A 16,263-nucleotide genomic window follows, 5' to 3' on the forward strand; every position below is an offset into this window, starting at 1 on the left:
CAGGCGACGCGAGCTTTCAAATAGCCCGCGTCATCGTTAACGATCTTCGCGAGCAAGCTCGCTCCTACAGTGGCGGGACTTATCTGAGCCAGTTGGTTTTCGCCAACTCGATCACCTCATCACCGCGTCCGCTCATCACCGCCTTGAGCATGTACAGGCTGAAGCCCTTGGCCTGCTCCAGCTTGATGCTCGGCGGCATCACCAGTTCCTGGGTGGCGGTGACCACGTCCACCAGCACCGGGCCGTCGTGGGCCAGTGCGCGGCGCAGGGCCGGTTCAAGGTCTTCGGACTGCTCTACGCGAATACCGAGGATGCCCATGGCGTTGGACATGGCGGCAAAGTCCGGGTTTTTCAGCTCGGTGCCGGTATCCAGGTAGCCCGCCGCTTTCATCTCCATGGCGACGAAGCCCAAAGAAGAGTTGTTGAACACCACCAGCTTCACCGGCAGGTTCAGCTGCGCCAGGCTGATGAAATCACCCATCAGCATGGTGAACCCACCGTCGCCGGACATCGAAATCACCTGGCGCCCGGGAAACGCGGCTTGCGCCCCGATGGCCTGGGGCATGGCGTTGGCCATCGAGCCATGGTTGAACGAGCCGATCAACCGGCGCTTGCCGTTCATTTTCAAGTAACGCGCCGCCCAGACTGTCGGCGAGCCAACGTCGGCGGTGAAGATTGCGTCGTCGTCCGCCAGTTCGCTGAGCAGGCGCGCAACGTATTGCGGGTGAATTGGCCGGCCGGCCTTTGACGGTTCCGCCAGGTCATCCAACCCTTGGCGGGCTTTTTCATAATGCTTGAGCGAGGTTTCGAGGAAGCTGCGGTCCGTCTTGCGGGTCAGGCGCGGCAGCAGCGCCTGGATGGTCTCGCTGACGTCAGCTGCAATGCCCAGGTCCAGCGTGGCACGCCGGCCCAGTGCCTGTGGGTTGCGGTCGACCTGGATAATTTTTGCGTCGGTCGGGTAGAACTGGCGATACGGGAAGTCGGTGCCGAGCATGATCAGCGTGTCGCAGTTGAGCATGGCGTGGTAGCCGGAGCTGAAGCCGATCAGGCCGGTCATGCCGACGTCGAACGGATTGTCCCACTCCACATGTTCCTTGCCGCGCAGGGCATGCACCACGGGCGCGCCGAGGGCGTCAGCCAGGGCCACCACCTCATCGTGGGCGCCGGCACAGCCGCTGCCACACAGCAGGGTGACTTTGCCGCTGTGTTCGAGGATGTCGGTGAGGCGTTGCAGGTCCTGTTCCGCCGGCAACGTGCGCGGTGCCAGCAGGGCCGGCCACGGTTTGAATTTATCTTCTACTTCCAACAGTGACACATCCCCCGGAATCACCACCACCGCTACGCCGCGATTGAGGATCGCCGAGCGCATGGCACGGTGCAGCACGTGAGGCATCTGCTCGGGGTTGGTCACCAGCTCGATAAAGTGGCTGCACTCCTTGAACAGCTCCTGGGGATGGGTCTCCTGGAAGTAGTTCAGGCCGATCTCGGAGGAGGGGATCTGTGCGGCAATGGCCAGCACCGGCACGTGGTTGCGATGGCAATCGAACAGGCCATTGATCAAGTGCAGGTTGCCGGGGCCGCAGCTGCCGGCGCATACGGTCAGCTCGCCGGTGGCGGCGGCTTCGGCACCGGCGGCAAACGCGGCCACTTCTTCGTGGCGCACATGCATCCACTCGATGCTGTCCATGGTGCGCAGGGAGTCGGTCAGGCCGTTGAGGCTGTCGCCGGTCAGGCCCCAGATGCGCTTGATGCCCGCCTGTTCAAGGGTGGTCGCCAATTGCTGGGCCAGGGTGATTTTCGCCATGAAGAACTCCAATCGTCAGTGAGGGTAAAAAGCTGCTGATCAGTTAAGGACAGTTCCATGGCGCTGAATGCTCCCCGCTCAATGTGAAGAATTGGTCATCGCGGCGCGATATTGCCGAGTGCGGCGGGCGATAAACAGTTGGTCTTTTATCAACGCCAGCAGCGGCGTCACCCCGGGTTTCGGCTGGCGGCCACGGCTCAGGCGGCGAAGCTGATAGCGCACCACTGCCATGCTCGCCAGGCTGGCCAGGGGTTTGCGCTTCCAGCGGATCGGCGGCAGTTGCGGGTTGAGATCGCGGCCAGCGCGCCACTGCTTGATCAGGTGCGGCTCCAGGGTCAGCGCGGTGGCGATCCCGGCCATGGCGATGCCGCTGTCCAGGACTTGCTGCACGATCGGCAAGCGCCGGATGCCGCCGGTGACCATCACCGGCATGTTGGCGACTTTCGCCAGGTCGCTGGCCATCTCGATGAAATAGGCTTCGCGGGCCAGGGTGCGTCCGTCGCGAGCCTCGCCTTGCATGGCCGGGGCTTCGTAGCTGCCGCCGGACAGTTCCAGCAGGTCGATGGCCAGCGGGTTGAGCAGCTCGACCACGGCATGGGCGTCGGCGGCGTCGAAGCCACCGCGCTGGAAGTCGGCGGAATTGAGTTTCACCGCCACGCAGAAATCCGCGCTCACGGCGGCGCGCACGGCTTTGATCACTTCCAGCAACAGCCGCGCGCGGTTTTCAACGCTGCCGCCCCAGCGGTCTGTGCGCTGGTTGCTCAAGGGCGAGAGAAACTGGCTGAGCAGGTAGCCGTGGGCCGCATGTATCTGCGCACCGCTGAAGCCGGCCTTTTCGGCGAGACGCGCGCTGGTGGCGAAGCGCGAGATGACGTCCTGGATATCGTCCTCGGTCATGGCCTTGGGTTGGGCGAACATCTTCGAAAAGCCGCCGAGATCGAGGGCCACCGCCGAAGGTGCCAGGGCCTGCTGGCCGAGGTTGGCCATGGTCTGGCGACCCGGGTGGTTGAGCTGCACCCAGAACTGCGCGCCCTTGGCCCGGCCAATCGCGGCCCATTGGCGAAACTTGTCCAGGTGACGTTCGTCTTCCAGCACCACGCCGCCGGGGCCGGTCATGGCGTGGCGGTCGATCATCACGTTGCCGGTCAGGATCAGGCCGGGCTCGCCGTCGGCCCAGGCTTGATACAAGCGCATCAGGGCCTCGGAAGGCGCCTGGTTCGCATCCGCCATGTTCTCTTCCATCGCCGCCTTGGCGATGCGGTTACTGATGAGCTGGCCGTTGGGCAATTGCAACGCTTCAAAGGGCGACATGCTTGACTCCTCACATTGGGAGCGCTCAGGCTAAGCTTAAAGGTCACTTTAAGGTCAATGGGGTTGGCGATGAATATTGGTGAACTGGCGGGACGCAGCGGCTTGGCAGCCTCGAAGATTCGTTTTTACGAAGCCCAGGGGCTGATCCAGGTCGAGCGACAAGGTAATGGCTATCGCCGTTATCCCATGCAGACGTTGCAGACGCTGCAATTGATCCAGGGCGCTCAGCGCGCCGGTTTCAGCTTGCAGGAGTTGAAGGCGCTGATGCCCGACGATTCGCCGAGCGAGGCGAAACGCGCCGATATCGTCTTGAGGCTTGAGCGCAGGATTGCGCAGATAGAAGAGCTTCAAGCCCGAATGGACCAGAGCAAGGCAGAGTTACGCGCGGTGATCGCCACGATCCAGGCACACCCGGAAGGCACGCCGTGCACCCAGGCGCAGGACAAGGTCTGGGCCTCAATCGAGGCGCATAAAAAAACGCCGCGTATCTGACGATACGCGGCGTTCGTTTACAGCAACAAAACCTTAGGCTTGAACCACAGGGATGTTGGCGCTTGCAGCAATTTCACGGAACTCGGCGATCTGGTCAAAACTCAGGTAGCGATACACGTCGCTGGCCATGGTGTTGATCTTCGCGGCGTATTCCATGTACTCCTCGACGGTCGGCAGGCGACCCAGGATGGAAGCCACCGACGCCAGCTCGGCCGAAGCCAGGTAGACGTTTGCGCCGTCACCCAGACGGTTCGGGAAGTTACGGGTCGACGTCGACACAACGGTCGAGTTCGGCTCTACACGTGCCTGGTTACCCATGCACAGCGAGCAGCCCGGCATTTCCATGCGCGCGCCAGCCTTGCCGTAGATGCCGTAGTAGCCTTCTTCGGTCAGTTGGTGAGCGTCCATCTTGGTCGGCGGCGACAGCCACAGACGGGTTGGCAGCTGACCCTTGACCTGATCCAGCAGTTTACCGGCAGCGCGGAAGTGACCGATGTTGGTCATGCACGAACCGATGAACACTTCGTCGATCTTCTCGCCAGCAACGCTGGACAGCAGACGGGCGTCGTCCGGATCGTTTGGCGCGCAGAGCACAGGCTCCTTGATGTCGGCCAGATCGATCTCGATGATTTCCGCGTATTCGGCGTCAGCATCGGCAACCATCAACTCAGGGTTGGCAACCCAGGCTTCCATCGCTTGGGCACGACGTTCCAGGGTACGCGCATCGCCGTAGCCTTCACCGATCATCCAGCGCAGCAGGGTGATGTTGGAGTTCAGGTACTCGGTGATGGATTCTTTCGACAGCTTGATGGTGCAACCGGCAGCCGAACGTTCAGCCGAGGCGTCGGACAGCTCGAAGGCTTGTTCGATGCTCAGGTTGTCCAGGCCTTCGATTTCCAGGATACGGCCGGAGAAAGCGTTCTTCTTGCCTTTCTTCTCTACGGTCAGCAGGCCAGCCTGGATCGCGTAGTAAGGAATGGCGTGAACCAGGTCACGCAGGGTGATACCAGGCTGCATTTCACCTTTGAAGCGCACCAGGATCGATTCCGGCATGTCCAGCGGCATGACGCCGGTGGCGGCGGCGAACGCTACCAGGCCGGAACCGGCCGGGAACGAAATGCCCATCGGGAAACGGGTGTGGGAGTCACCACCGGTACCGACGGTGTCTGGCAGCAGCATGCGGTTCAGCCAGCTGTGGATGATGCCGTCGCCCGGACGCAGCGATACGCCGCCACGGGTCATGATGAAGTCAGGCAGGGTGTGGTGGGTGGTCACGTCGATCGGCTTTGGATAGGCCGCGGTGTGGCAGAACGACTGCATTACCAGATCGGTGGAGAAGCCCAGGCACGCCAGGTCTTTCAGTTCGTCACGGGTCATGGGACCGGTGGTGTCCTGGGAGCCGACGGTGGTCATCTTCGGTTCGCAGTAGGTGCCTGGACGAACGCCAGCCACGCCGCAGGCCTTGCCGACCATTTTCTGCGCCAGGGTGTAGCCCTTGTCGCTTTCAGCCGGGGCTTCCGGCAGCTTGAACAGGGTCGAAGGTGGCAGACCCAGTTCGGCACGTGCCTTTTCGGTCAGGCCACGGCCGATGATCAGCGGGATACGACCGCCGGCACGGACTTCATCCAACAGGACCGGAGTCTTCATTTCGAAGGTGGTCAGGACTTCATCGCTGTTGTGCTTGGTGACTTTGCCAGCATGCGGGTACAGGTCGATCACGTCGCCCATGTTCATGTTGGTAACGTCGAACTCGATTGGCAGTGCGCCGGCATCTTCCATGGTGTTGTAGAAGATTGGAGCGATCTTGCTGCCGAAGCAGAAGCCGCCAGCGCGCTTGTTCGGCACGTAAGGCACGTCGTCGCCGAAGAACCACAGTACCGAGTTGGTGGCCGATTTACGCGACGAACCGGTACCGACCACGTCACCGACGTAGGCGATCGGGAAGCCCTGGCCGCGCATTTCTTCGATCTGCTTCATCGGGCCGGTCTTGCCTTGCTCATCCGGCACGATGCCTTCACGGGCCATTTTCAGCATGGCCAGGGCGTGCAGCGGGATGTCAGGGCGGGACCAGGCGTCCGGGGCAGGGGACAGGTCGTCGGTGTTGGTTTCGCCGGTGACCTTGAACACACGCAGGCTGATCTTGTCGGCCAGGGTCGGGCGGTTCTTGAACCACTCGCCGTCGGCCCAGGACTGGATCACGGCTTTGGCGTGTTCGTTGCCGTTCCTGGCTTTTTCCGCGACGTCGTGGAAAGCATCGAACATTAGCAGGGTGTGCTTGAGTTGGGCGGCTGCGACGGGGGCCAGGGTGGCGTCGTCCAGCAGCTCGACCAGGGTCACGATGTTGTAGCCGCCTTGCATGGTGCCGAGCAGTTCAACAGCGCGTTTCTTGTCGATCAGGGGAGAAGTGGCTTCGCCCTTGGCCAGGGCAGACAGGAAACCGGCCTTGACGTAGGCAGCTTCGTCAACGCCTGGTGGAATGCGGTTGGTGATCAGGTCAACGAGGAATTCTTCTTCGCCAGCCGGGGGATTTTTCAGCAGCTCGACCAGGCCTGCGGTTTGTTCGGCGTTAAGCGGCTGGGGAACGATACCCAGGGCTGCACGCTCTTCGATATGTTTGCGGTAGGCTTCAAGCACAGTTATTACCCTCATCAGTGGTCCCACGGGACGCTCATCCAGAAATGCACGGCACGCATGCGCTCAGGGGCTTTTTGGGCCGTAGAGCCAGCGCTGCCGGCAATCCTCACAGAAGCTGCTTTCAAAGTTTTACGCCTGCAGAACGGAGCTGATGAGGGTTGGCGCTGGCTATTTACCGGGTAAATAACCATCGCCAACACCGTTCTTTAGGAACGACTGTGCTCGTGACGCTTTGAAAACAGCTTCCAACGGATTATTGGCGCCTTACAAGGCCGGATGATTCTACGGCAAAAAAATTCTAAACGTAAGTTGCCGCGCCAAGTTTGCAGGGTGATCAACCTTAGACAAAGGGCTAACATGTGCAACTGTTTCGCTGATTTGTGCGTTGTCGACCATGTCTAACCAAACCATCAAGACCCCCTGCGTAGGCCTGTGCTCCACGGTTTACGGCGATCTTGTGTGCCGGGGGTGCAAGCGGTTTCACCATGAGGTGATTCAGTGGAACGGGTATAACGAGGAAGAAAAACGTGCGGTGTGGCTGCGGCTGGAGCAGTTGTTGGTGCAGGTGATGGCCGGGAAGCTTGAGGTGTTTGACCCTAAAATGCTGCGGGGGCAGCTGGAGCAGCGCAAGATTCGGTTTGTGCCGCATCAGTCGGAGTACTGCTGGGCCTATCAGTTGATTGCCCGGGGGGCGCGGGTGATCAGCAATCTTGAGGCTTACGGGATGGTGTTGATGCCGGAGTTTCGGGAGTGGGGTTTGCCTGAGTTGCGGGATGCGATTGATCGGGAGTTTTTTATTTTGTCCGAGGCGCATTATCAGCGGTATATCGCTCCGGGGTTTCTCAGGGATGCGTTTGGGGGGTGATTGAGTACATATCCGTTATTTGGGTAACGGCCGCTTATGGTTCCGCTCTTACAGCGGCTCACTTTGGAAAAGCCCCAAAGTAAGCAAAGGGCTCTGCCCCGCCTGTCGGCACCTCGCCTAGGCTCGGTGTTCCCTCACTCCGGCACCGCGAAGCGGGCCGCCGCGACGGGCCATCCATGGCCCGGCGCGGGTAAACCGGCGTCCTGCCGGTTTACCCGCTCCGCACTGCCTGCGTTCGGCCTCGGGCTTATTGGGGCAGTCAGATCAAAATCAAAAGCAAGAGCACAGCGGCCTCCCGGCCGGCTTGAGTGTTAAAAGCCAGATCAAAAGCCAGAGCGAAAACAGATCTGCTTTTCTGTGGGAGCGGGCTTGCTCGCGAAAAACCTGAGAGCGCCGCGTTCATCCAGAATGCCCGCGTCATCGTTAACGACCTTCGCGAGCAAGCCCGCTCCCACATTTAGACCGTGCCCGCTTTAGATTTTGCTTTTGCTCTTCAACACTCAAGCCGGCCGGTAGGCCGCTGTGCTCTTGCTTTTGATCTTGATCTTAGGCGCCCCGTTAAACCACGCTGGCCGAACGCAGGCTTTGGAGCGTGGGTAACCCGGCAGGACGCCGGGTTAGCCGCGCTGGGCCAAGGATGGCCCATCGCGGCGGCCCACGGTCCAAAGCCGGAGTGAGGGCACACCGAGCCTAGGCGAGGTGCCGAGTGGTGGGGCAAGAGCCTTTTGGTTACTTTTGGGCTCCTTTCAAAAGTGACCCGCTGTAAGAGCGGAACCAATACAAGCCATCACCCAAAAACGGATATGCCCCCAAAAAGAAGCATCACCCATTAGCCAGCTCTTCCAGATGATCCATCAACTCCTGCGGCTTAAGCACCAACACATCACTGTCCACCGCATCCAGCACCACCTCCGCCGTATTCCCGATCAACGCCCCGGTAATCCCCGTACGCGCCACGGTACCGATTATGGTCACCGCCGCCTGCCACTTATGCACCGCATGAGGAATCAACACATCCGCCGGCCCTTCCTCGATATGCAGATGCGTGTCGTCAATATCAAACTCCGCCTGAAACGCCTTGCACTGCTCACGATAGCGCGCCTCGATCGTCTCCTTGAGCTGAAACACCGGATCCGCCGCCGACAACATCGGCGACGGATGCGCACTGATCACATGCAACTGCGCCTTGGCCAGGCTCGCGATATCAAACCCGTGATCAATGATCGAGTTATGCAACGCCTGATGCTCCGCATCGGAATTCCCTACATCAATCGCTGCCAGAATCACCCCGCCAGCCCACGGCGTGGACGTCTTCACCAACAACACCGGAGTAGGGCAGTAACGCATCAGCTTCCAGTCCGCAGGCGTCAACAGCGCTTTTTTCAGCGGACTATCAGCAAAGTGCTGCTTGACCACCAACCCACACCCCTCTGCCTGCTGCACGTCGATGATGGTTTCATGCAGGCTGTCATTCCACGCCTGTTCGGTGGTGACGCTGTAGCCATCCTCCTGCAAACCGGCCTTCAGCAGGCTCAACATCGCCGAATGCTCATGCCGCTTGTCACACACCAACAAATGCAAATGTGCCCCGGTGACGCCGGCAATCAGCTTGGCGCGCTTGAGGGCCAGGCTTTCCGAATGCTCAGGCTCGATGACCACCAGGATGCTGCGTATGGCTTGCATGGTCGGGTTCTCCAAAAAAGGGTGGGCGTGGAACAACTATAGTTGCTGCCCGGCACACGTCATGTTGATGCACATCAAGCCCGGTAGCTGGCGGTCTGCGGCGCGGTCGGTATAATCGCCGGCCTTTTGTGAATCTTTGCCCGTGAGCCCGATGAACCTGCCAGAAATCCACGAATTCCTCGGTTGCCGCACCCCCGACGGCTGGGTCCAGGCCGCGTTGGCCGACCAGGAAACCCTGCTGATCGACCACAAGAACTGTGAATTCAAGGCCGCCAGCACCGCGTTGAGCCTGATCGCCAAGTACCATTCCCACGTCGACCTGATCAACCTGATGTCACGCCTGGCCCGGGAAGAACTGGTGCACCACGAGCAAGTCATGCGCCTGATGAAGAAGCGCAAGATCGAGCTGCGCCAACTGTCCGCCGGCCGCTACGCTTCGGGTTTGCGCAAGGTGGTGCGCAGCCATGAACCGGTCAAACTGGTGGATACCCTGGTGGTCGGCGCGTTTATCGAAGCCCGCAGTTGCGAGCGTTTCGAAGCGCTGGTGCCGCATTTGGACGAAGAACTCGGCAAGTTCTATTTCGGCCTGCTTAAAAGCGAGGCCCGGCATTTCCAGGGTTACCTGAAACTGGCTTACCAGTACGGCGACGCCAAGGACATCGCCCAGGTCATCGACCGTGTACGCGCCGCCGAGCAGGAACTGATCGAGTCACCGGACGTCGAGTTCCGCTTTCACAGCGGCGTGCCAGCCTGACGCAACCGCTGCACCGAGCAACGCGGTGATCCCGGCGAGTATCAGGATCACCGCCTGTGTCCCCAGCGGCGCCGCCAGCAGTGCGATCAGCAACCCGGCCAGCGGCTGCGAGAGGTTGTTGAGCAAGGTCAGCACGCCCACCGTCTTGCCAAAGTCCCGGGCCGGGATTACCCGTTGTCGGACACTGCGGATGTACACGTTGAACATCTTGTCGAAACCGGTCAGCAGCAGGAAACCCACGGCATAAGCCCACACATTCGGGCTGATGGCCGTGATCAACGCTCCCACGGCAATCATCGAATACGACAAACCGCCCAGCACCTTGAGCGGCAGGGACGCGCGCGCCAGGAAAAACAGGATGGCGATGGTCACCAGCGCGCCGGCCGCCTGCAACCCGGCGTAGGTGTCCTTGCCGGCGGCGTATTGGCCAATGACCATCGCGGCGGAAGTGGCGAGGGTGACGCCGATGATCAGGTTCACACCCACCGCCAGGGCGATAATCCTTTTCAGCTCCGGCAGGTCGCGGATATGCCCGAAGGCAACGCGCAACGGCTGCAGCCAGATGTCGTTGTGCTGCTCGAAGGTTTCAAGATTGACCGTGGTGTGGCGTTGCCAGATGCGCATCGTCAGGTCCGCCAGCAGGAACAGCCCGGCAACCCCCAGCACGACCCAGTGCCAGGCCCAGACGCCCAACATCAGCGCGGCCACCAGTGGGCCCAGCACCAGCCCGGTCTGGTCGGCAATCTGCGAGTAGGACAAGGTCTTGGCGTAGGTGTAATGCTTGAAGATATGCGGCAGCAGCACTTCCCGGGCCATGATGCCCTGGGTGGTCAACACGCCGCACAGCGCCGAAAGCATGACAATCCAGTAAATCCCGTCGAACATTCCATACAGCAGCACCGCCGCCACACACGCCAGCGCCCGGTACACCTGGCTGATATGCAGGACGCGCACGGCGGGATATTTGTCGCACAACGCCCCGCACACCGGGAACGACAGGTACCGCGGCAAGGATTCGACAAAAAACGCCAGGCCCGCCCACGACACACTGTTGGTGGTCTGGAACACGATCAGCGGCACGATGAACAACAGAATCTGGTCGGCCAGGCGTGACAGAAACAACGAAATGAAGAAAGCCAGGTAATCCTTGCGCATGGTGTGCTCGTGTCCGTGAGTCAAATCGTCGTCAGTAGCCGGAGCCGGATTTATCCGTGAGATTGTGGCGCTCGTCGCCCTTGAGCGGCGGGTTGAATACGCTGACCAGCACCAGGTCCTGCTCCTTTCCGCCTCTTAGATAATGGCAGTCGTGTTGGTCCAGCGCATAAATATCTCCGGGGCGGATCGGGTAGACGTTACCGTCCATATCTTCGACTTCACCCTCACCGGCGATGCAGTAGCAAGCCTCCAGGTGATTACGGTATTGCAGCAGTGACTCGGTGCCGGCACGCACGACGGTGTGGCAGACGGTATAACCCATCCCGTCCTTTTCCGTCAGCAACCGATGGCTGGTGCCAGCGCCCCATTCGACAAAGTGCGCGGTGTTTTCTATGTCTGATTTGTGACGAACGAACATGGTTTTCTCCCGCTATGTAGGTAGAGGGCCATGATTCTCTTGTGTTTGTGGTGTTGTCATCAGCGACACTTCCGAAAAGCGTGTGGGGCGCATCTGGCGGACGGTACCGAGTTAAAGACTGCGGTGAAACTGTTAAAAACTCTTAAAAGCATGAAGCTTCGTCGGCCAGTGATGGCCAGCTGCTTTAGTCTGCCGGCTTGCCACCTATAATGCGCACACTTCAATCCGCGCGTGCACTGGAAATTTATGGATAACTTGGGTCTCGGCAAGGTCTTGCTCGTGGAGGACGATGAGAAGCTGGCAGGGCTGATCGCCCATTTCCTGTCCCAGCATGGCTTCGAGGTGCTGGCCGTGCACCGCGGCGATCTGGCGCTGGCGGCGTTCCTGGAGTTCAAGCCGAAGATCGTCGTGCTCGACCTGATGCTGCCCGGCCAGAGCGGCCTGCATGTGTGCCGTGAAATTCGCAACGTGTCCGACACGCCCATCGTGATCCTCACCGCCAAGGAAGACGACCTCGACCACATCCTCGGCCTGGAGTCCGGCGCCGATGATTATGTGATCAAGCCGATCAAGCCGCCTGTGCTGCTGGCTCGCCTGCGCGCCCTGCAACGTCGCCAGGCGCCGGAACCCACGGTGCGCGGCGCCCTTGAGTTCGGCCGCCTGGCCATCGACCGCAGTTGCCGGGTGGTGAGCCTGGGCGGGGAGAAGATCGACCTGACCACCATGGAATTCGAACTGCTGTGGTTGCTGGCCAGCGCCGCCGGGAAAATCCTCTCCCGCGATGACATTCTCAACCGCATGCGCGGTATTGCCTTTGACGGGCTCAACCGCAGCGTCGACGTGTACATCAGCAAGCTGCGCGGCAAGCTCAATGACAACCCCCGGGAACCGGTGTGCATCAAGACCATCTGGGGCAAGGGCTACCTGTTCAATCCGTTCGCCTGGGAGGTCTAGATGTTAAGGCTGTTTCTGCGTCTGTATATCATCCTGGCCATTGGCTTGGCCGGGGCGATCTGGCTGGTGAACTACACCTTCGATGAGCTGTTGCCGGAAGCCAACGAAACCTACAACCGCGAAGCCCTGCGCGGCCCGGCGTATGGGGTGGTGGAACAATTGCGGCCGGTGACGGGGGAAGCGCGCGCCGCCCGCCTGGCCGAGTTGCAACCGCACTATGGGCTGCGCCTGGCGCTGGTGCAGCGGGACAGGCTGAAACTCACCGAGCGTGAACAGCAACTGCTGGCCAGTGGCGAGTTGGTGGTGCGTGGGGATTTCATGGAGTTCATCTCCAACATCGACGGCGGCCACCAACTGCTGGAAATCAAACTGCCGGAAGAGCCCAAGTGGCTGTACATGTGGGCCTATGGCTTTCTCGGCCTGTGCCTGGCGATTGTCCTGTACTTCTGGGTTCGGCCCCATTGGCGTGACCTGGAGCATATCCGCCTGGCCGCGCAACGTTTCGGTGACAACGATCTCGGCTCGCGCATCCTGCTGCCGCGCCGTTCTACCGTGCGCGAGCTGGCGGGGCACTTCAACCAGATGGCCGAGCGCATTGAAAGCCTGATCGCCAACCAGCGCGAGTTGACCAACGCCGTGTCTCACGAGCTGCGTACGCCGATTGCGCGGCTGTCGTTTGAGCTCGACCAGCTCAAGCAACAGGCCGATCCACGGGAGAGCCGCGCACTGATCGCCGACATGTATGCCGACCTCGGCGAGCTGGAAGAAATGGTCTCGGAACTGTTGACCTACGCCAGCCTGGAACGCGGCGCCACGCAGATCACCCGTGAAAGCATCGAGGCCCACAGCTGGCTCGACAGTGTGATCGGCAGCGTCGCCCTGGAGGCCGAGGCGGCAGGCGTGCAGTTGCTGCTGCGCACCTGTGAAGTCGATTACATCCGTATCGAGCCGCGCTTTATGGCACGGGCGGTGATCAACCTGTTGCGCAATGCAATTCGCTACGCCGACCGGCGTGTGGAAGTGTCGCTGGTGAAGTTTGGCACCGGCTATGAAGTACGGGTCAATGACGACGGGCCCGGTGTGCCGGTGGAAGGGCGAGGGAAGATTTTCGAGCCGTTCCTGCGCCTGGACGCCAGCCGTGACCGCCGCACCGGTGGCTTCGGCCTCGGCCTGGCGCTGGTGCGGCGGGTGTGCCAATGGCATGGCGGGCAGGTTGAAGTGCTGGATTCGGAGTGGGGCGGGGCATCGTTCCGGATGACCTGGGCGTATGCCGAGTAATCATCCAGGAGCCATGGAGATCAAATGTGGGAGCGGGCTTGCTCGCGAAGGCGGTGAATCAGTCGCCGGATACATTGACTGAAACACCGCCTTCGCGAGCAAGCCCGCTCCCACATTTTGATTGGGTTACCAAAGTTAGAACGTGTACTCGACCATCCCCATCACCGACGTCTGCAAGCGTCTCTCCACAATCGGGCTTTGCCCGGCCTTGTCTGCCAGGTACTGCACATCCAGCAGCGTCGAAAACTGTGTGTGCTCGCTGATCGGCAAGCTCCACACCAGATTCATCCCGTTGCTGATGTTGCCGCCGCTGGCCTTGTAGGCCTTGAAGCGACTCTGTGCGGCCTGGCCGGTGGTCACGCCGTACCAGGTCTGCAGGTAATTGCTGTCGCCAAAATGGCTGCTGAGGCTGGCATCCAGCGAACCGTAGTCGCCGTCGTACAGGTTGGTGCCCAGGCTCAGTTCCAGGTGGGTGAACGCCTTGCCGGAATCCTTGTGATCATCTTCCTCAAGCGCATGCTCCAGGGTTGCGCCGAGAATCACCCCGCCCAGGTTATAGCTGCCACTGACACCCACCTGGGCGCGAGTCTTGATCTCGCCCATACCCTTGAGTTTCTTCGAGCCCGGGCGCCCGGTCTTGCTTTCGTCCTTGCGTGAGCCGCTGGCGCCGACGTAGGCGCTGAAGCTCGCGCCGCCGCCGTCATAACCCCAGCCCAGGCCCTTGTCGGTGTCGAGGAAAATCCCCCACGGGCTGACGATGGCCACCCCCAGCACCGGCGCGGTGACTCGCTCGTCGCTGCCGCTGTAGCGGGGCAGGTTGGCCACGCCGGCCTTGAGGGTGTATTCCCAGTCGTCGGCCAGCAGGGTGTCGGCGCTGGCCAGCAGGCACAGCGACGTCAGGGACAGGCACAGGTGTTTTGAACGCATGATGGTCTTCATGTGAGGTCAGAGACTCAAGGGGTTGTGGGGAGAATCGGTACGTTTGAAGTGGTAGCCGGAGGCGCTCAGGCCATTGACCTGGCGACTCACGGTATCGCCCAGGCCATAGCCGTTGCCGGCCAGCACCGCGTGGGCGTTGTCCACGGGCAGCAGGATGTAGTCGGTCAGCGGCTCGTCGTGCAGTTGGCCGCGGATCACCAGGAAGCCGTTCTCCAGGCGCACGCTGATGCCGCTCAGGGGCGCGTCGGGCTCATGGGTGTTGAGCACTTGATAGGTACCGATGGTGTCGGCCCAGGCATTGCTCAGCGGGGTCGGTTCGATGCGTTCGCCCACCGGGACGCGTTGGCCGTGGCTGCGGGCGGTGAGCATCTGGCGCCCTTGCACCGTTACCACATCCAGCTGCACACGGCCCAGTTCGCCGAGGTCCTTGAGCCAGAAGCCGAGGAATTTCTGTTGTGCCCGCAGCCAGCCCTGGCCGTCGCGCAGCAGTTCGAAACGGGTGTCGGCCAACTCGCCATACAGCTGGCCGTTTTCGTCCTTGATACGGAAGACACCCCAGGCCGTGGCGTAGAAACCCGCCAGGCGCCTGCGGTCGATCGCGGCGGGCACCTGGCGGATTTTCAGGCCGTGGGCGGGCGCCTGGCAGTTGTCGGCACACACCGGGTCGCCGGTCTGGGCCTGGAGCATCAGGCGCAGAGTGTCGGTGGTCAGGGACACCACCATCTCTTCGGCGTTGCTGTCGTTGGCCATCACGATCACGGCCAGTTGCTGGTCCGGCAGCATCGTCAGTTGCGCCGCGAAATCATCTCCGCCACCGCTGTGCTGGAAGGTGCGAATGCCGGGGCCCACCGGCTCATCGCCGCAAGGGGCGAGAAACCACCCCAGGCCCATCTGGCAGTCGAAGTCCAGGGCGTTGCCGGTGTTTTGCTGGGTGAACATCTCATCAATCGACTGGCTGCCCAGTAGCTGTCTGTCTTTATAGAGGCCCCGGGCGAAGAGCATGCGCACGTAGTGGCTGAGGTCCTTGGGGCTGCTCCACAAGCCACCGGCCGCAAGGTCGCGCACCTGGGCGTCGGCGCTGACGGTGCCGTCTGCATAACCCCGGGCGCGAAAGCCCGGTTGCGCGCCGGTGCCGACGAAGCTCGACTGGTTCATCTCCAGGGGCTTGAGCAGGCTGCTTTGCAGTCGGGTTTCGAAATCCTGCCGACTGCTGCGTTCGATGGCGGCGCCGACCAGGGCGTAGCCGAGGTTGGAATAGGCCACCTGGGTCCCCGGTGGCGTGCTCAGCCAAACCCCTGAAATACGCATTGGCATCTGGCCCATGGCGAAGGTGTTGCGCACGTCCCGCAGGTGTTCGCTGGGCAGGCCGGACTGGTGGCTGAGCAGGCGGCGCAGGGTGATGTCGCGGTCGGCGGCAGCCTGGTCGGAATGAAAGCGCGAGCGTACGTAGAACTCCCGCAGGGTGTCCTGGATCGGGGCGTCGAGGGCCAGGCGCTGTTGCTCCACCAGTTGCAGGGCGGCGGTGGCGGTCAGCAGTTTGGAGAGGGCGCCGGCGCGGAATGCGGTGTTGGGGGTGACGGGTTTGCCCAGGGCCTTGTCGGCCAGGCCAAAGCCCTGGGCCCAGATCAGTTCCTGGCCGTTGACCAGGGCGATGGACAGGCCGGGTATGTTTTGCCTGGCCATTTCGCTGGGAATGCGTTTTTGCAGGTAGCGGATGATTGCGCTGTAGTCGCCCTTGGGAATGGGCGGCGGGGCCGGCGGCTGGCCGTGGCAGCCGAGGCTGCCCAGCAGGCAACCCAGCAGCGGAATACTGCGCAATGTGCGAAACATGATGAGCACCCGAGGGGTGGTTTGGATGCTCGAATGCTAGGGGCGGGCCGTCGATGAGTCTTTGTGAGCTTTGTCGGGAAACTGTCAAAGACTGTTAATACAGGCCGCCCCTAGCGGGTTTGCTCCATTGCCGCAGCTCCAGCATC

13 protein-coding genes are annotated in these 16,263 nt (G+C 61.4%); 5 read left to right on the forward strand and 8 right to left on the reverse strand.

All coding sequences use genetic code 11. The features are described 5' to 3' along the window. Positions 1–79: 79 nt before the first annotated feature. Positions 80–1,804, reverse strand: coding sequence for a ubiquinone-dependent pyruvate dehydrogenase (gene poxB, locus C0058_RS15875; protein WP_008431335.1), 1,725 nt, complete (start codon positions 1,802–1,804; stop codon positions 80–82). A gap of 78 nt (positions 1,805–1,882) precedes the next feature. Further along, positions 1,883–3,115, reverse strand: a complete 1,233-nt coding sequence (locus C0058_RS15880) for an NADH:flavin oxidoreductase/NADH oxidase family protein (protein ID WP_102369044.1) — start codon at positions 3,113–3,115, stop codon at positions 1,883–1,885. Positions 3,116–3,184: 69 nt separating this feature from the next. Between C0058_RS15880 and C0058_RS15885 the strand changes: the two genes are divergently transcribed. Further along, the gene (locus C0058_RS15885; RefSeq protein ID WP_023658822.1) at positions 3,185–3,607 is read left to right on the forward strand and encodes a MerR family transcriptional regulator; all 423 of its coding nucleotides are present in this window, start codon (positions 3,185–3,187) and stop codon (positions 3,605–3,607) included. 33 nt (positions 3,608–3,640) lie between these two features. Here C0058_RS15885 and acnB read toward each other — a convergent pair whose 3' ends face one another. Next, on the reverse strand, positions 3,641–6,241 hold the full coding sequence (acnB, locus tag C0058_RS15890; RefSeq protein ID WP_003209239.1) for a bifunctional aconitate hydratase 2/2-methylisocitrate dehydratase: 2,601 nt from the start codon (positions 6,239–6,241) through the stop codon (positions 3,641–3,643). Between the two features lie 394 nt (positions 6,242–6,635). On the opposite strand from acnB, the gene C0058_RS15895 reads away from it, so the two are divergent. Beyond that, entirely contained in the window at positions 6,636–7,106 is a 471-nt protein-coding gene (locus tag C0058_RS15895) for a DUF1289 domain-containing protein (RefSeq protein ID WP_003209237.1), read from the forward strand. A gap of 822 nt (positions 7,107–7,928) precedes the next feature. Here C0058_RS15895 and C0058_RS15905 read toward each other — a convergent pair. Further along, on the reverse strand, positions 7,929–8,789 hold the full coding sequence (locus tag C0058_RS15905; protein ID WP_076013383.1) for a universal stress protein: 861 nt from the start codon (positions 8,787–8,789) through the stop codon (positions 7,929–7,931). Between the two features lie 151 nt (positions 8,790–8,940). Between C0058_RS15905 and C0058_RS15910 the strand changes: the two genes are divergently transcribed. Further along, on the forward strand, positions 8,941–9,543 hold the full coding sequence (locus tag C0058_RS15910) for a tRNA-(ms[2]io[6]A)-hydroxylase (protein ID WP_008431008.1): 603 nt from the start codon (positions 8,941–8,943) through the stop codon (positions 9,541–9,543). On the opposite strand, the gene C0058_RS15915 is transcribed toward C0058_RS15910, so the two are convergent. Both C0058_RS15915 and C0058_RS15920 read right to left on the reverse strand, forming a co-directional pair. Further along, on the reverse strand, positions 9,499–10,698 hold the full coding sequence (locus C0058_RS15915) for an MFS transporter (protein WP_102369045.1): 1,200 nt from the start codon (positions 10,696–10,698) through the stop codon (positions 9,499–9,501). The two genes, C0058_RS15910 and C0058_RS15915, sit on opposite strands and share 45 nt — an antisense overlap. Positions 10,699–10,729: 31 nt before the next feature. After that, a complete protein-coding gene (locus C0058_RS15920) occupies positions 10,730–11,116 on the reverse strand; it encodes an ectoine synthase (protein ID WP_003217559.1) in 387 nt (128 codons plus the stop codon). Between the two features lie 246 nt (positions 11,117–11,362). Between C0058_RS15920 and C0058_RS15925 the strand changes: the two genes are divergently transcribed. Together C0058_RS15925 and C0058_RS15930 are read left to right on the forward strand one after the other, a co-directional pair. Continuing rightward, positions 11,363–12,070, forward strand: coding sequence for a winged helix-turn-helix domain-containing protein (locus tag C0058_RS15925; protein ID WP_003217561.1), 708 nt, complete (start codon positions 11,363–11,365; stop codon positions 12,068–12,070). Next, entirely contained in the window at positions 12,071–13,348 is a 1,278-nt protein-coding gene (locus C0058_RS15930) for an ATP-binding protein (protein ID WP_087693018.1), read from the forward strand. Between the two features lie 135 nt (positions 13,349–13,483). Here C0058_RS15930 and C0058_RS15935 read toward each other — a convergent pair whose 3' ends face one another. Continuing rightward, positions 13,484–14,287: a MipA/OmpV family protein gene (locus C0058_RS15935; protein WP_102369046.1), complete on the reverse strand. Its 804-nt coding sequence runs from the start codon at positions 14,285–14,287 to the stop codon at positions 13,484–13,486. Between the two features lie 6 nt (positions 14,288–14,293). After that, a complete protein-coding gene (locus C0058_RS15940) occupies positions 14,294–16,117 on the reverse strand; it encodes a serine hydrolase (protein ID WP_102369047.1) in 1,824 nt (607 codons plus the stop codon). Positions 16,118–16,263: the final 146 nt, after the last annotated feature.

Origin of the sequence: Pseudomonas sp. NC02, assembly GCF_002874965.1 — a bacterium.
Taxonomy (GTDB): domain Bacteria; phylum Pseudomonadota; class Gammaproteobacteria; order Pseudomonadales; family Pseudomonadaceae; genus Aquipseudomonas.

Coding starts and splice junctions, on each gene's coding strand:
- C0058_RS15925 (WP_003217561.1), top strand. CDS start 11,363: ATGGATAACTTGGGTCTCGGCAAGGTCTTGCTCGTGGAGGACGATGAG.
- C0058_RS15905 (WP_076013383.1), bottom strand. CDS start 8,789: ATGCAAGCCATACGCAGCATCCTGGTGGTCATCGAGCCTGAGCATTCG.
- C0058_RS15940 (WP_102369047.1), bottom strand. CDS start 16,117: ATGTTTCGCACATTGCGCAGTATTCCGCTGCTGGGTTGCCTGCTGGGC.
- poxB (WP_008431335.1), bottom strand. CDS start 1,804: ATGGCGAAAATCACCCTGGCCCAGCAATTGGCGACCACCCTTGAACAG.
- C0058_RS15935 (WP_102369046.1), bottom strand. CDS start 14,287: ATGAAGACCATCATGCGTTCAAAACACCTGTGCCTGTCCCTGACGTCG.
- C0058_RS15885 (WP_023658822.1), top strand. CDS start 3,185: ATGAATATTGGTGAACTGGCGGGACGCAGCGGCTTGGCAGCCTCGAAG.
- C0058_RS15930 (WP_087693018.1), top strand. CDS start 12,071: ATGTTAAGGCTGTTTCTGCGTCTGTATATCATCCTGGCCATTGGCTTG.
- C0058_RS15895 (WP_003209237.1), top strand. CDS start 6,636: ATGTCTAACCAAACCATCAAGACCCCCTGCGTAGGCCTGTGCTCCACG.
- C0058_RS15880 (WP_102369044.1), bottom strand. CDS start 3,115: ATGTCGCCCTTTGAAGCGTTGCAATTGCCCAACGGCCAGCTCATCAGT.
- C0058_RS15910 (WP_008431008.1), top strand. CDS start 8,941: ATGAACCTGCCAGAAATCCACGAATTCCTCGGTTGCCGCACCCCCGAC.
- C0058_RS15915 (WP_102369045.1), bottom strand. CDS start 10,698: ATGCGCAAGGATTACCTGGCTTTCTTCATTTCGTTGTTTCTGTCACGC.
- C0058_RS15920 (WP_003217559.1), bottom strand. CDS start 11,116: ATGTTCGTTCGTCACAAATCAGACATAGAAAACACCGCGCACTTTGTC.